Origin of the sequence: Acetobacterium wieringae, from assembly GCF_001766835.1 — a bacterium.
Lineage (GTDB): Bacteria > Bacillota > Clostridia > Eubacteriales > Eubacteriaceae > Acetobacterium > Acetobacterium wieringae.
This window is the reverse complement of sequence record NZ_LKEU01000050.1, coordinates 127644-142882: the sequence shown is the minus strand read 5'-3', so window position 1 is coordinate 142882 and position 15239 is coordinate 127644. Positions and strand designations below refer to the sequence as shown.

Genomic DNA, 15239 nt, shown 5'->3' with positions numbered 1-15239 from the left:
CAGATACAAGGATAATTGACTTGAGTTTTGCCCGCAATGGATTTTTGCAATATTGTGCATTTTCCAACTTGCAATACTATGGATTTTTACTTTGCAACTTTCTACATTTTTATTTTACAATAAACATGCGGCCATGGATGATGAAGTGGCCCATTACTTTTTTCAGATTGTTTCCAATCGCTATGAAAAAGGCTCAATCATTCTGACTTCCAACAAGTCCTACGGTAGTTGGGGTGATGTGTTCGGAAATAATGTCGTTGCAACAGCGATCCTGGATCGGCTGCTGCATCATTCCACAACGATCAATATCAAAGGTGACAGCTATCGGATCAGGGAAAAGAAAAAGGCTGGCTTTTATGATGTCAGCCTATATGAAAACGAATCGAACGATGCTAATGGGTAATTTTTACCGTTTATTTTGGGAAGTTTTAAAACGGTATTGACAATAACGCATGACTTTACATAATTGCCATTGCCGGAGGCGCCTTTTAAAATGATGTGATGGCCGTCTTCGATATACTGACAGGAGGCCAACCGGAGAATCTGGGCTTTGTCGAGCTTCCGGTCTTCGTGGTATTCAATCCCTTCAATGGTGGCACCAGGCTCAGCAAAACGGGCATTCCGGATAAAGCGCAACAGTTTATTGGACTTCCGGCGGTTCCACTCCGCATCCACCAGAAGCCCCAGCCGGTCTTCAAAGCCAAGCTGGCTGTAGGTGGTCTGATCGGTGAACTGGGCTTCCAGTTCATCGGCCATGGCCGTCAGTTTCATGGCTCTTAATGCAGCAAGGGTCGACTGATTAATCATTCCGGCTCACCGCCTTTCTGGAAGTAGGCAGCCCCACGGGTGATGCCATAACTGCTGGAAGTTTCCGATTTTAGTTCACGTCCCGTTTTGATTTTATCCTGACCATTTTTTAAAATGGTGCTGATGTTGCGAATTGTCGGTGAACTGCTGTAGAGAAGCACCCGCTGGCAGGCGTTTTCAAGGCGTTCATGACCATAGCGGTCGGCCAGCTTTGTCAGGCTTGCACAGGCTTTGTAACCCTGTTCCGGTTCCCGACCGGCAGCCAGAAAGAGTTTGATTACGGTGTTGGTTTGTTCGCCTACTGACCCAGCCCATGCCTGAAATTCTTCGGCACTATAGGAAAGATATTTCTGGTGGGCCAGTGGCATGTGTTCGAAACGGATAACCGGCTCCCGCAGTTGCGCTGCTGATCGGGGATGGGATGCCACCCGGGAACCGTGAAAAAAGACTTCCACGGTTTTCTCCGTCAGCCGGATGTCGACATCTTCCCCAATCAGATCAAACGGCACCGAAAACTTGTTTTTTCCATCAGAGATCAAATAATCCCGGGGAACCCTGGCAGTGGACCAGATGGCCGGTTCATAGGGAGTAAACGGAAGCGGCTTCATGAAGTCATGTTCTTCCTCATAATAAGCGCGGTGGCGATTGCCTTCCCGTTTTTTAAAAGGAAAATGGTTCAGCTCTTCGAGCTTTTCGCTGACCGCTTTTTTGACTTCGGCGATTGAAAAGAACCGGCGATTCCGAAGTGCCGCAATGATCCAGGTGGAAGCATACTTCACCGTTCCTTCCACGAGGCTTTTATCCTTGGGGTGGTAAACCCGGGCCGGTACGATGGCCGTATCATAATACTCCGCCAGTTCCTGATAACTGCGGTTCAGAATGGTCTCATACCGGGTATTTTTGACCACCCCGGTTTTGAGGTTATCCGGCAGCAAAAGCCGGGTGACCCCGCCGAAGTAGCTGTAGGCATTGGCATGACAGGAAAGCCATTGACCCGAAGTCATATCGGAACACGCTTCTGCATAGGCATAGCAACTGCAGGGAAGAACCGCCACAAACAGATAGGCTTCAGTGGTATCACCGGTAAAGGGATCCTGAATCGGAATGGTATTACCCGCCCAGTCAACCTGCATCACATCACCCGGCTTATGCCGGATCCGCATGGTTGCCTTTGTCACTCTGGCCCAATGGCGGTACTTGTCACAGAACTGCGAATACATATAGGGCGTATTGCCATTGGTGTAACAGGTTTCACAGTATTCGCTCCAGAGCAGAGAAAGATTCACTCCCGGCTTCGCCAGTTCTTTGTGAATAGCGCTGTAATCGGCCTCCTTTCGGGGATTGTTTGCTGTCAGCCGGCCAGGATAGAAGGTGGCCAGCAGAACTTCATTAGTTGCCGCTTCGTCCAGGGGCCATTCAATGCCTGCTTTGGCTGCGGATTCAAGCACTTCCCGGATAGTGTTTCGCGAGCTATGCACGCTTGCAGCAATCTGCCGCTGGGTGTAATTGAGACTGTTCAGTCTCAGGATTTCTCGATAATTCACCATGATTATCGACCTCCTGTAATGATAGTCACACATTTGTGTGCCAACTTCATTATAGGATCAATTTATATGAATGGCTCACCTTTCGTTAAGGTGGGTCAGTTCAATCGTGATGGTGGGACAGTTTGTCCGTGCAGATGGGATTTCACTGTCGGAATATACAAATATGTCATCATTTCAACGCCGACCAATTATGATCCGGATAAAAATTATTTCAATACCCGGTCGGTCGAAGCAGTGATTGCTAATGTATTATCCATCAATCCGGAGGCGGTGATGGTGATTAAATCGACGGTGCCGGTAGGTTATACCGAAAAAGTTAAAGCCATGTTTGAAACCGATAATATTATCTTTTCTCCGGAATTTCTCAGAGAGGGTAAGGCCCTGTACGATAATCTTTATCCCACCCGCATTGTGGTTGGGGAACAGAGTGAACGGGCGGCTGTCTTTGCGAAGCTGCTGGCTGAGGGTGCCATTAAAGACGATATCCCGATTCTCTATACCGGTTCGACTGAGGCTGAAGCCATCAAACTTTTTGCCAATACTTACCTGGCATTGCGGGTGGCATATTTCAATGAGCTTGATTCTTACGCAGAAATGCGGGAATTGGACACTAAACAGATCATTGAAGGGGTTTGTCTGGACAGCCGCATCGGCAACCATTACAATAATCCTTCCTTTGGCTACGGCGGCTATTGTTTGCCCAAGGACACCAAACAGCTGCTGGCCAATTATGCCGATGTGCCGCAAAATATCATGTCAGCCATTGTCGATGCCAATCGTACCCGGAAAGACCATATAGCCGATATGATCATTGATCGCAAACCAAAAACAGTGGGAATCTTTCGTCTGACAATGAAAATGGATTCTGATAACTTCCGGCAATCGGCCATCCAGGGGGTCATGAAGCGGATCAAAGCCAAGGGTATCGAAGTTGTGGTCTTTGAACCGGCCCTGGAAGAAAAGGAATTTTTTAATTCAAGGGTAATCAATGATCTGGGGGCATTTAAAAAACTCAGTGATGTGATCGTGGCAAACAGATTATCAGGGGAGCTGGAAGACGTGGCAGAAAAGGTGTATACCCGGGATTTGTTCAGCCGAGACTAGACACAAGGGGACGGTTCTTTCGTGTTAAGTACTAGGGGAAATCAAGGGGATGGTGGGATCTCAGGTAACTGAAACCTCCGAAAAACGAAGGTACCTGTAAATCTATACAATAGCACGAATAAATATGCTCGCTCTAATCTCACAACGAACTTTATTGCTCAACTGTTTTTAAATTCACTGCCCAGGTCAGTATGGAAAATTGAAATCTGATTGATCCAACCGGTATTTGATCCTGACAAAAGCTTCATAAATAAACCAGCTGTGCGGTTTTGTTTGGCCCGGCACTGTATCCGCAAAGGGGCGGTTCTTATGTGCCGGGTTTGATTAACTACCATTATTAAAGTAATGAGAAGCCGTGGCCCAGGATGGTTGACCAGTTGCTTTTCTGAAACAAGAAACGCACAACAGTAACCCGGTGTATTTCTTCTGATATAACGTAAAAAGCAAGGTAACCGTTGACAATGACAAAATGGATTCCCCAGGAAGCTAAAACCGGATCATCCACCAGCTTAAATTTATTAGGAAATTCAGCAAGGGCGTTGATCTGTGCTTCAGCTTCGTCTAGCAGGTCATCGGCAGCTTTGGGATTTTTGAGAACGAATTCGATATGGTCTGTGGCTCTTAAAATATCTCGTTCAGCGGCAGCTGTGATGTATACTTCATAGATCATCTGTTGCGTTTGTTCCGGATGGAAGAGATTGCCTCAGTGAAGATACGGGTATTGCTATTTGCAATATCATCCATGCCTTCTTTTATTAGTCCATATAATTCAAAGCGGCTGTTCATTTCCTCGTAGGCTTCAATGCTCATTACGGCAAGATCGCCTTTTCCGTTTTTGGTAATGAAAACGGGTTCCGAATAATTATGACAGAATTTTGAGATTTCATTGTAATTGTTTCGTAGTTCAGCACTGGATTTGATTGTGGGCATGATAAACACCTCCTTATATAACAAAATTATACAGGTATTTCGTTATATGGTCAAGTAATTCCTCGAGACACACGAGACACAAGGGGACGGTTCGGGACCTGTGAAAAAGTCCGAAAAACCATGACATTTTTATTAAGCTAAAACAAAAAAATAACCCTGTATGATATACTTTATGTGCGAACAAAAGAAACCAAACAGGGGGAAAGTAATGCTTCAATTAAAATCAAAACAATCATCATTCCATTGCTTATTATACAATAAAATTCCAGATAATCATATCTTAAAACAGATAAAAAGAGTTGTTGATTTCAGCTTTATCAATGAACTATTGAAAGATACTTACTGTGAAAATTTTGGACGTCCCGCTAAAGAACCGGAATTGATGTGTAAACTGCTGTTTCTTCAGCATATTTACAATCTTTCCGACGAAAAAGTGATAACAGAAGCCAGTTTTAATCTTACCTATCTCTATTTTCTGGACGTCAATCCCGAAGATACCTTGCCCGAGAGAAGTCTACTATCGAAATTCAGAAAACTGAAACTGGGCGAACAGATGCTGGATGAGATCATTATCGAAATCGTCCGACAATGTGTGGAAAAAGGCCTTCTAAATGATAGCAGCGTGAGCATTGATGCCACCCATGTGGAAGCTAACACCATCAAAAAAACACCAGAACGGTTAATGAAACACCTGGCCAGAAAGATCATAAAAAGCTATCAGGAAGAAACCAAAAAAGAACTGGAAAATCTACCGGAAGTACCAAACTACAAAGAAATCAGCGATCATAAACAGGCTAAACAGGTCATGAAAGACTACCTGGAAACGGTGATTGAAACAACTGAAAGCAACGCAACCACGGAGACCCCGGAAACAAACCAGCTGATTGTAAAAGCAAAAGAAATCCTGGATGAGCCTAAATTTATGAACCAGACTGGAATCCGATCACTGATCGATGAGGATGCCCGGGTCGGTCGAAAAAGTAAAACCGCCAACTTCTTCGGTTACAAGGTTGAGTTTATTATGACTACCGATCAGCGGATCATCACAGCCGTGCGAACTGCGAACGGAGCCTATGTGGATGGAACTCTGATTGAAGAACTGCTAAATGATACCCTTTCGAGTGGGTTAACAATCAATGAATTTTACGGAGACAAAGCCTATTTCAGAAAATCCATTCTTGAGAAGATTGAAGAGCTGGAAGCCCAATCTTACGTTCCAGTCAGCAGCTCAGCTTATCGTATTGATGAAAGTGAATATTCCTACAACAAAGATTCGGATCAGTGGTTCTGTAGCCAGGGAAATGAAACCGTCAGCCGGAAGTACTTCAAGCGAAAGCGGAACGATGCAAAAAGTAGTATACAGGAAGGCTATCGGTACTACTTTGAGAAAGAAACCTGTAGAAGTTGTCCAAAACACGATGACTGTGCCAAAAAAGCAGTGCGAAAAATACTCTATACTGGGGTCAATACAATAGAATTCTATGAAATCTCACAAAATCAGAAAACTGATGTGTTCAAAGAAAAATATAAAAAGCGAGCCAGCATTGAAGGTAAAAATGCTGAGCTCAAGCGATTCCATGGACTTGGCCGGGCAAAAAGCTACGGTCTGGTTGCGATGTCCAAGCAGGCAAAGCTGGCAGCCATTGCAGTAAATTTAAAGAGAATAGCGGCTATTATGACCGCTAAATCTTCTTGTTTTTTTGAAATATTCGTCAGTTTTAGAATTAATTACACATTTTAAAAATCATTCATTCAAAATTTGTGAAACTAGCAAAAAAGAGGCTTTTTTCACAGGTCCCGGACGGTTCTTTTGTGTCGGTGGATATCATATTTTTAGTTTCTTCATGATGATTGGGATAACGTTTAATTGTTGCGTCGGTAGCTGAAGAGAAAGGCTTAGAATCAGGTAATGGTTGGTGAGAAGATATAAATGAGTGGGTTACAGGTTTATTATAATTTTTTCATGCAAAGCGGACCGTTTTCCAGCCGGAAAACGATGGTGTTCACCGTACTGGTGATCTTAATTCTGATTTCTTTGCTGATTCTGAATAAAGAAAAATGGACAACCCAGGAAAAATGCTTTAAAACGGCGATCTGGTTTTATCTGTATCTGATTTTTCTGTATACCTTTTTATCAAGAACCGGAAAGGGTGACATGGACTATAACCTGACCCCATTCTGGTCGTACCAACATATTTTTTCAACCCATGAGTTCAGGATCGTCCTGGAAGTGCTTTTTAATTGTCTGATGTTTATCCCGGTCGGGATATTGGTGCCCTGGGCTTATGAAAACTTTTTACATGAGGATGAGGTAAAAAAACGTAATACCGTGCTTTTGTTTGGGTTGATCGTGTCGGTTTCAGTGGAGTGTCTGCAGCTTTTTACCAGAACCGGTCTGTTTGAGTGGGATGATATTTTCCACAACATGATCGGGTTGATGCTGGGGTATGGCATTTATCTCTTTCTTAAAGGCAAACAGTTCTGGGAAGTGCATCGCTACTTTTTGCCCATGATCGGTGTGGTCCTGGCCTTGATAATCGCAATGGTTTAAGCACAAGGATTCCCCCGAAGCAGAATAAAAAAATAAAAAAAAACGTGGCACACAACATGCCACACGTTGTTTTGATTTCATTACTATGTTAAAATTCACTCAATCAATTTACTTGAGGAAAAAGACTTAATTCGCTGAGAAATAGAAGATCAAGCTTTCTTGGCATGTAAGCTCGTGAAACCGGTAATGAAACAGGTTATCAAACGGGTAGTGATCCGGGTGGTCAAACGGGTCACTTATATAAACTAAACAAAGACAAAGCAAACAATAAAAAAGAAAAGAAGCCCTACGGCGAATTTCAAATGGTGCACCTGACCGATGAGGAGTTGCTAAAGCTTCAGGATAAGTATCCCGATACCTGGGAAGACTGGATCATACGGGTGGATCGGGGCAAGGCCATGAAGGACTACAAATACAAAAATGATTATGCTGGCATTCTCTCTTGGATTGATAAGGAAGAAAAAGAGGAGACGCAAAAAGCCTTTAATGAACTGATGGCTGAGGCGGAATATCTGAATCCCCACTAAGGCATCTATCAATAAGCGGTTCGGGTGATGGTAAGCACAGGGGACGGTTTTTCTTGTGTCAACTTTGCAATTATTCTAAATATAAGGTCACAAAAGAACCGCCCCCCTGTGCGAGTCAACTTATGAACTTATTATAGAAGCGGCACCACGCTCTTTTTATCTAATTGAATAAATGTCTTGTCTTGCAACAATTATATGATACAATAAGTGAGAGGTGAAAACATTATATGGAACGTAAGATAAATGATTACTTAATTAGATGGAAAAAAAGTTCAAAAAGAATGCCATTGCTTATTAATGGAGCGAGACAGGTGGGAAAAACCTATAGTGCCCTTACCTTTGGGAAGACTTATTATCAAAATACAGTTTATTTTAATATGGAGGATTCTAAAGAAATAACGGCAATTTTTGAGCGGGATTTAAATCCTGAACGGATCGTCAGAGAATTATCGGCAAAGATCGGTCAGTCAATTTTTAAAGAAGAGACCCTGATTATTTTTGATGAAATTCAATCTTGTGAACGGGCTCTGACGGCGTTGAAATATTTTTGTGAAGAAGCGCCAGAGTATCATATTATTGCGGCTGGCAGCTTGCTGGGAGTTGCTTTAAATCGGGAAAAATTTTCTTTTCCGGTTGGAAAGGTGGATATGATCACGTTGTATCCCCTTGATTTTGAAGAATTTCTATGGGCAACGGATAATTACAAAATCAGGAATCTTATTTGTGAATCATTTGAAGCATTTACGCCTTTATCCATCCATGAAACGGCAATGGATTTGTATAAGATGTATTTGGTGGTTGGTGGGATGCCCAGAGCAGTGACGGAATATATTGAGACAAAGGACTTTGATTTTGTGATGGTTGCTCAAAAGACCCTGAATGATTCCTATATCGCAGACATGGCCAAGTACGCAACACCCCATGAAACGACTAAAATTATGGCCGCTTGGGCAAGTGTTCCTGCACAGCTGGCAAAAGAGAACCATAAATTTCAGTATAAAGTTATTAAATCTGGGGCAAGAGCGTATGATTATGAAATTCCGCTGGACTGGTTAAAAGCTGCGGGCATTATTAATAAGTGCGTTCGCATTCATGAAGGCAAGATGCCCCTATCTGCTTATGCTGATAATACTTCGTTTAAGTTGTACATGGCTGATACTGGTCTGCTGTGCTCCAAATTTGATATCCAAGCCAATATAATTTTAGATAGCCCGGTGAGTTTTCATGGGTTTAAAGGCGCTTTAACCGAAAACTATGTGATGCAGGCGCTTGTTACGAATGGTTTTGTGCCCTATTATTGGAGCTCTCCGGGAAAAGCAGAGTTGGATTTTGTGTTTCAGGATCGTCAGGGAAATGTCATTCCGTTGGAAGTAAAATCGGCCGATAATGTCAAAGCAAAGAGTTTAAAACTGTATATGTCTTTATATCAACCGCCTTATGGCATCCGCGTTTCTGCTAAAAATTTTGGTTTTGAAAATAACATTAAAAGTATTCCACTTTATGGCGTATTTTGTTTAACTCATTAGGTGACACAGGGCGACTCAGGGGGACGTTTTTTTGTGTCGGTGGATATCATACTTCTAGTTTCTTCATGATGATTGGGGTAACGTTTAATTGTTGCGTCGGTAGCTGAAGAGAAAGGCTTAGAATCAGGTAATGGTTGGTGAGAAGATATAAATGAGTGGGTTACAGGTTTATTATAATTTTTTCATGCAAAGCGGACCGTTTTCCAGCCGGAAAACGATGGTGTTCACCGTACTGGTGATCTTAATTCTGATTTCTTTGCTGATTCTCAATAAAGAAAAATGGACAACCCAGGAAAAATGCTTTAAAACAGCGGTCTGGTTTTATCTGTATCTGATTTTTCTGTATACCTTTTTATCAAGAACCGGAAAGGGTGACATGGACTATAACCTGACCCCATTCTGGTCGTACCAACATATTTTTTCAACCCATGAGTTCAGGATCGTCCTGGAAGTGCTTTTTAATTGTCTGATGTTTATCCCGGTCGGGATATTGGTGCCCTGGGCTTATGAAAACTTTTTACATGAGGATGAGGTAAAAAAACGTAATACCGTGCTTTTGTTTGGGTTGATCGTGTCGGTTTCAGTGGAGTGTCTGCAGCTTTTTACCAGAACCGGTCTGTTTGAGTGGGATGATATTTTCCACAACATGATCGGGTTGATGCTGGGGTATGGCATTTATCTCTTTCTTAAAGGCAAACAGTTCTGGGAAGTGCATCGCTACTTTTTGCCCATGATCGGTGTGGTCCTGGCCTTGATGATCGCAATGGTTTAAGCACAAGGATTCCCCCGAAGCAGAATAAAAAAATAAAAAAAAACGTGGCACACAACATGCCACACGTTGTTTTGATTTCATTACTATGTTAAAATTCATTCAATCAATTTACTTGAGGAAAAAGACATAATTCGCTGAGAAATAGAAGATCAAGCTTTCTTGGCATGTAAGCTCACTTACCACTCAAATATTTTGAAATGCGAAAGGGTAATTGTGAAAAAGTAATGGAAAAGAAATTTAAGCGTAGGGTTGTTACTGGGGTATTGTTGTTGATGTTATCAATAATTTCCAGTAGCAGTGTTTTGGCTGCTAATGAGGTGGTAGGCAAAGCAGTGCCGGAGGACATTGGGGTGGCCTACCGGGGTCATGTCCAGAATCAGGGGAATATGCCAAAACCGGAGGGAAGTTTGGTGGCCGGGCCGGAAGCGCTGGGGACCAGAGGGCAGAGCCTCCGGGTTGAAGGCTTCTGGATCGAACTCACCGGCAATGTGCCGGAGGGAGCCAACATTGTTTATGAAGTCCATGTTCAAAACGAAGGGTGGATGGCGCCGGTCAAAAACGGAAACTTTGCCGGTACAGCTGGCAAAAGCCAACGGGTGGAGTCGATCAAAATCCGGCTTGAGAATTTGCCGGGCTACGACGTATACTATCGCGGTCATGTCCAGAATGTCGGCGATATTCCCCAGGCTGACGGCGACTGGGGCTGGAAGAAAAACGGTGAAGAACTGGGAACCACCGGTTCGAGCCTGCGTTTAGAGGAACTGCAGGTGAAGCTTGTCAAGCAGCCGGATACCTCGACAACCTATGATAAAGCCGGCACCTATGGTCCCAAGACCGGTGTCGACGTGATTGAAAACGATGTCGTTATCAATACCCCCGATGTCGTCTTACAGAATCTTCACATCAAGGGGAACCTGACCATCGGCGAAGGTGTTGGCGAAGGGGATGTGACCCTAAACAATATTACCGTTGATGGCGAAACCTTTGTCCGGGGCGGTGGTAAAAACAGTATCCACATTAACGGAGGCGAGTACAACAAGATTACCATCCAGCAGACATCCAGTGGCCAGGTGCGAATTGTGGCAACCGACGCCGCTGGTTTGGAAGTAGTTGTTTCGGAAGATGCCAAAGGCGAAGACATTATTCTTGAAGGGGCCTTTGAAAATGTTCAGATTGATGCACCCGATGTAAAGATTTCCACCCAGGGGGAAACAACCATTAAGGAAATGGTTGTCGCTGAAGGTGCCAAAGGGTCTGAAATTACGCTGGATAAAAAGACCGTTGTGAATCAGATCGATGTCGGTGCAGCTGTTGAGATGAAGGGCGAAGGAACCATTGAAAAGGCTAATGTCAATTCAGACAATGTCACGTTTGAACAGAAGCCCAAAGAAGAAGTGATTGCGCCGGAGGTAAAAGTACCCCCGGTAGTGACGCCGCCGACACCGCCAAAACCAGATCCAACACCATCAGAACCATCGGGACCTTCAGCGGAAGATTTGAAGGTTGCAGAGTTTAATAATGCGAAAAATAATATCGCTGTTTTGGAATTATTATGGAAGAATGCGCTCAACCTGAATCTGACTGGATTTGACAAACTGGACTACCTGGGGGAATGCATTGTGGTTCAGACCATCCTTGACAAAAATGGTTTTGGGACTAGAGCAGCGATTCAGGCGGCGGTTACCGAAGGCATTAAGCTTGCTCAAGACGATGCCCAGGCCAATGCATATATGCAAGCATTGTTTTCCTATACGCCTGAATTGAGTGCTGAAGGCAATATTTTTACGGTAACTTATCCTGATAAGTTGACAACAGCCCAACAGAGTCTCTTAAGTGGATTATATACAGATTTAGTAGTAAAGACAGACGTTCCTCTGGCGGATGGAGAAGTTTTCGAATTAACCGTAAATGGGACGACCAAACAAGTATCAAGTAAGGACTTAACTGGTGGTGAAGTTTTGTTGTCAAAACTACTGGGCCGTCCATTGGTGGAGGGTGATCTGGTTCAGAATCAGAAATCGACACTTACCATTACCATCAAAGATGTCAGTACAAAAGTCGAACGCTATGTCACGGTTTGCCCCTGCACCAGTAAAAATGGTGAGGAGTATTTTAAGAATTTCACCAATGCGTATGCAATTCAACTACGGCCTTTATGGGTGGCCGCTTATTCTGATTCAATCACAGTTGATTACAGGAATTCGGAATTCTTATTCAATTATGATGCGGAAAATCTGACCGCTGTTCAAAAGCAGGGCCTGGATGGTTACTATGCCGACACGATGATTCACCTTGATCAGCCATTGGCAGCTGGCGAATCAATTAAAATTTCTGGGTTGGGTACAGAGGCAACCTTGACCAGCAGTACCGTTATGGAGAATGAAGACAGAACTGAGATCCGCTTATCTAAACTGATGAAAGTTGCTTTGGATACGAATAATCTGGCAGTTAACCAGCCGGAATTTCAAAAGATCGGGCTTAGTGAGCTTAAATTAAACTCAGCTCATTACATCTGGGCCGAGGCTGTTCTGACTAGGGGAAATGATGAGATAATCAATACGCAAAAAGCATATGGGACATCGATTTACCCAACCTGGATGGCTGAGTATCAGGACTCAGTTTCAACCTCAGCTGAAAATGCGCAAATCGTTGTTCATTATGAAGGAGGCTTATCCGATTCGGCAGTGACGGGTTTAGGTGATTGTAAAGCTGATGTGATGATTTATTTGAGTCGTGAACTTGAAGAGGGAGAAACCCTTACCATCTCATTACCTGACAAACCTGAGAAAAAGGTAATACTGACCAAAGGGATGATAAAAGACTCCCAATTCAGACTATTGGAGCTGTTAGGCGTTACCCAGAATGCAGCTACAAAATCTGGTGAGGATATCATTGAGTTTTCGATTGACGTTTTGAATCGTAATATTCAGATCCATGCCAATCCGATTCTTGTTCAGAAAGATCAGGATGTTTATCTCAATAATGGAGCAAGTCTGTCCCTTTATCAACCGAGTTTTAAAGCCTATAGTGATAGCGTTGAATTGAGTTCAACGGATGATAACAAATTTCTGGTGAATTACAAAGGTGGCTTATCGCCTGATGTGCAGGCAAAATTGGCAGGTTATTATGCCGATGCCATGATTTATCTCGACCGAGCCCTTGAAGAGGGTGAAACGGTTACAGTCAAGGCATTTTCCAAGGATGTTGAGATTTCAAAAACGTCACCCGCAGAAGACAGTGGGATGAGAAGCTACCGACTGTCAAAACTGTTGGATATTAAGTTGGGAGATGCTAATCTGGCAGTAAAACAGAACGGTTCATTTGAGATTGCAGTAATCAAAAATACCCTTGAAAAACAGCTGAATGTCTCAACGACGGCAGTTCTGGTAAAAGATGGTGATATTGAGTATCTGGATAACTATACCGGAATGTCAATCAATCCACCAGGTTTTGATGCGTATCAAAACTCGGTGGAAATCCTTCCAGATAATAATCAAGGTTTTACAGTAACCCATAAGGGGGGCTTATCTCCTGATGATGTCCAAAACTTGGCTGGACTTTACGGCGATACGCTGATTTCTTTTGATCGTCCATTGAAGACAGGTGAAGTGATCAAGGTGAGTGCATACGGCGCGAAAGCTGATATTACAAAAAGTTCCTTCACCGGTTCGATCGATAACAAAATTGGGCTGACCGAATTGCTGAAGATAAGCCCCGATCAAGCGCCGTTAGCAGCGGCCCAAGGGGAAGACATCAAAATAAGCCTTGCAGCGGTAAATCTGCAAGCGCCGATTAGTGTTGCGGCCTGGAATGGATTGGTTAAAGGCGATGGTACCTGGGTATATCGGGCGAATACTGGGATCGGGTTTGGCTTCTGGCCATTGTTTATGGATGCCTATAAGAATAATATTACCCTGGAAACAGATGAGAATAAAATTACCGTTACTTATTTAGACAAATTGACAACGGATGAAAAATTAGCCTTAGACGGTTATTATTCCGATGCAATGATTAATCTGAGCCGGCCACTGGCTGCAGATGAAAAAGTGACCATCAATGCGTTTGGAGCACCTATGACTGTTGATCGCACGATGGTAACAGAAAATAATGGTACCCAAATCAGATTATCAGAATTACTGAAGATTAAGCTGGGAGTGAATCAGTTGGCGGCAAATCAAACAGGGGGATTTGATATCACAGTAACTGACAATACCCTCAAATCGGATCTCAGGGTAACTGCTGAGGCCATTCTGGTGAAAGATGACGCGCTTCATTACATGGGAAAATATACAAGCCTCGAACTTAAGTCTCTGATATTTGAGACAGCTGTTGCCGCTTACACCAAGGCGCTGGCAGTGTCGGCGGCAGACAATGTATTTACAGTAACCTATGCGGGAAATTTAAGCACAGCAGATCAGGCTGGCTTGAATGGGTTTTATTCCGATGCGTACATTTATCTGAACCGTTCGTTGGTTGCGGGGGAAACAGTCACTGTCAATGCTTTTGGAAATGATTATATTATCGACGCTAGCAAAATTACGGATGCTGATAATAAAATCCGTTTATCAACATTGTTGGGAATAAACTTAGGAGAAGCTCAATTAGCAGCAAAACAGTTAGGGAGTTTTAATATCAGCATTGTGCCTCAAAAACTGAATGCTGATCTTGAAGTATATGCACAGGCCATTCTTGTTAAAGCAGATGGTGACATAACAGAACTGAACCGGGGTGCAACGCTGTTGGTAATGAAGGAAACAGATCAACCAGCGCCAGTAGGTTTGACAGGTTTAGCGCCAACAACATCAGAAAATACGGATGGGATGATCATCGAGACAACCGAGCTTATGGAGTATAAGCTAGAAACTGCTGAAGAAAGTGCATATGTTCCGTGTACTGATATAACAACAATGGTTGCAGTCCCGGGCACATACGTAGTCAGAAAGGCTGCGCAAACTGAGAGCCTTGCAGGTGCAACAGCAGTGGTAACAGTGCCTTCTTGGAATGAAGTGGATGTTAAAGTAGAATATCAGGGTTTTGTGGATGCGCCGGAGGCTGGTTGGCTACTTGATCGTGCAATGCTTGAAACCCCCAAGGAGGATTTCAGTTTTGACGCAATCCGAGTCAATCTTGCTAATGCACCTACAGACGCCAAAATAACTTATCAGACCTATAATGGTTCTGATAATCAAACTGTCCTTGGTTGGTCAGCTCCAGTCAGCGATGGTGAAACGGCGGGAACGGATAATCCAGATGGAACAAAAAATCCAATCGAAGCGATTAAACTTAAGCTTGAAAATATGCCAAACTACTCTGTGATTTATCAGGTTTATGTAAAAGATCATGGATGGCAAAGCTGGGTGCGCGATGACGCAATGGCGGGAACTGAGGGAATGAGCTTACCAATAGAAGCGATACGAATTCGCATTGTCAAGGAACAGTGATTTGGTGAAAAGTGCACAAGGGGACGGTGGTGTT

11 protein-coding genes and 1 pseudogene are annotated in these 15239 nt (G+C 43.5%); 8 read left to right on the top strand and 4 right to left on the bottom strand.

From position 1 onward, the window contains the following. Positions 1-133: 133 nt before the first annotated feature. Positions 134-403, top strand: a pseudogene (locus ACWI_RS17965) (ATP-binding protein); the annotation flags it as partial. Here ACWI_RS17965 and ACWI_RS17960 read toward each other — a convergent pair. After that, complete coding sequence (locus tag ACWI_RS17960; RefSeq protein ID WP_070372819.1) at positions 355-807, bottom strand: ATP-binding protein; 453 nt, start codon at positions 805-807, stop codon at positions 355-357. The pseudogene ACWI_RS17965 and the gene ACWI_RS17960 overlap by 49 nt on opposite strands. After that, positions 804-2354: an IS21 family transposase gene (gene istA / locus ACWI_RS17955; protein WP_070372818.1), complete on the bottom strand. Its 1551-nt coding sequence runs from the start codon at positions 2352-2354 to the stop codon at positions 804-806. The genes ACWI_RS17960 and istA overlap by 4 nt, the downstream gene beginning before the upstream one ends. Before the next feature lie 66 nt (positions 2355-2420). On the opposite strand from istA, the gene ACWI_RS17950 reads away from it, so the two are divergent. After that, a complete protein-coding gene (locus ACWI_RS17950; protein WP_242871652.1) occupies positions 2421-3458 on the top strand; it encodes a nucleotide sugar dehydrogenase in 1038 nt (345 codons plus the stop codon). A 337-nt stretch (positions 3459-3795) separates the two neighbouring features. Here ACWI_RS17950 and ACWI_RS17945 read toward each other — a convergent pair whose 3' ends face one another. Together ACWI_RS17945 and ACWI_RS17940 are read right to left on the bottom strand one after the other, a co-directional pair. Continuing rightward, positions 3796-4128, bottom strand: coding sequence for a type II toxin-antitoxin system RelE/ParE family toxin (locus ACWI_RS17945; RefSeq protein WP_070372817.1), 333 nt, complete (start codon positions 4126-4128; stop codon positions 3796-3798). Then, positions 4125-4388: a type II toxin-antitoxin system prevent-host-death family antitoxin gene (locus ACWI_RS17940; protein ID WP_070372816.1), complete on the bottom strand. Its 264-nt coding sequence runs from the start codon at positions 4386-4388 to the stop codon at positions 4125-4127. Before ACWI_RS17940 ends, ACWI_RS17945 begins: the two co-directional genes overlap by 4 nt. A 208-nt stretch (positions 4389-4596) precedes the next feature. On the opposite strand from ACWI_RS17940, the gene ACWI_RS17935 reads away from it, so the two are divergent. The 6 genes from ACWI_RS17935 to ACWI_RS17910 all read left to right on the top strand — a co-directional run bounded on the left by ACWI_RS17935 (position 4597) and on the right by ACWI_RS17910 (position 15205). Next, the gene (locus ACWI_RS17935) at positions 4597-6129 is read left to right on the top strand and encodes an IS1182 family transposase (RefSeq protein WP_070372815.1); all 1533 of its coding nucleotides are present in this window, start codon (positions 4597-4599) and stop codon (positions 6127-6129) included. A 189-nt stretch (positions 6130-6318) separates the two neighbouring features. After that, positions 6319-6939 carry a VanZ family protein gene (locus tag ACWI_RS17930; protein WP_070372814.1) on the top strand — a complete coding sequence of 207 codons (621 nt, stop codon included), beginning with the start codon at positions 6319-6321 and terminating at the stop codon, positions 6937-6939. 302 nt (positions 6940-7241) lie between these two features. Continuing rightward, on the top strand, positions 7242-7466 hold the full coding sequence (locus ACWI_RS17925; protein ID WP_070372813.1) for a hypothetical protein: 225 nt from the start codon (positions 7242-7244) through the stop codon (positions 7464-7466). A gap of 227 nt (positions 7467-7693) precedes the next feature. Beyond that, complete coding sequence (locus ACWI_RS17920; RefSeq protein WP_070372812.1) at positions 7694-8992, top strand: ATP-binding protein; 1299 nt, start codon at positions 7694-7696, stop codon at positions 8990-8992. Positions 8993-9143: 151 nt separating this feature from the next. Then, on the top strand, positions 9144-9764 hold the full coding sequence (locus ACWI_RS17915; protein ID WP_070372811.1) for a VanZ family protein: 621 nt from the start codon (positions 9144-9146) through the stop codon (positions 9762-9764). Positions 9765-10036: 272 nt separating this feature from the next. Then, positions 10037-15205: an Ig domain-containing protein gene (locus ACWI_RS17910; RefSeq protein ID WP_070372810.1), complete on the top strand. Its 5169-nt coding sequence runs from the start codon at positions 10037-10039 to the stop codon at positions 15203-15205. Positions 15206-15239: the final 34 nt, after the last annotated feature.

Excerpts from the sequence above, each read along its gene's own strand:
- ACWI_RS17915 (WP_070372811.1), top strand. The coding sequence starts at position 9,144 with ATGAGTGGGTTACAGGTTTATTATAATTTTTTCATGCAAAGCGGACCG.
- ACWI_RS17910 (WP_070372810.1), top strand. The coding sequence starts at position 10,037 with ATGTTATCAATAATTTCCAGTAGCAGTGTTTTGGCTGCTAATGAGGTG.
- ACWI_RS17960 (WP_070372819.1), bottom strand. The coding sequence starts at position 807 with ATGATTAATCAGTCGACCCTTGCTGCATTAAGAGCCATGAAACTGACG.
- ACWI_RS17945 (WP_070372817.1), bottom strand. The coding sequence starts at position 4,128 with ATGATCTATGAAGTATACATCACAGCTGCCGCTGAACGAGATATTTTA.
- ACWI_RS17940 (WP_070372816.1), bottom strand. The coding sequence starts at position 4,388 with ATGCCCACAATCAAATCCAGTGCTGAACTACGAAACAATTACAATGAA.
- istA (WP_070372818.1), bottom strand. The coding sequence starts at position 2,354 with ATGGTGAATTATCGAGAAATCCTGAGACTGAACAGTCTCAATTACACC.
- ACWI_RS17935 (WP_070372815.1), top strand. The coding sequence starts at position 4,597 with ATGCTTCAATTAAAATCAAAACAATCATCATTCCATTGCTTATTATAC.
- ACWI_RS17930 (WP_070372814.1), top strand. The coding sequence starts at position 6,319 with ATGAGTGGGTTACAGGTTTATTATAATTTTTTCATGCAAAGCGGACCG.
- ACWI_RS17925 (WP_070372813.1), top strand. The coding sequence starts at position 7,242 with ATGGTGCACCTGACCGATGAGGAGTTGCTAAAGCTTCAGGATAAGTAT.
- ACWI_RS17920 (WP_070372812.1), top strand. The coding sequence starts at position 7,694 with ATGGAACGTAAGATAAATGATTACTTAATTAGATGGAAAAAAAGTTCA.
- ACWI_RS17950 (WP_242871652.1), top strand. The coding sequence starts at position 2,421 with ATGAATGGCTCACCTTTCGTTAAGGTGGGTCAGTTCAATCGTGATGGT.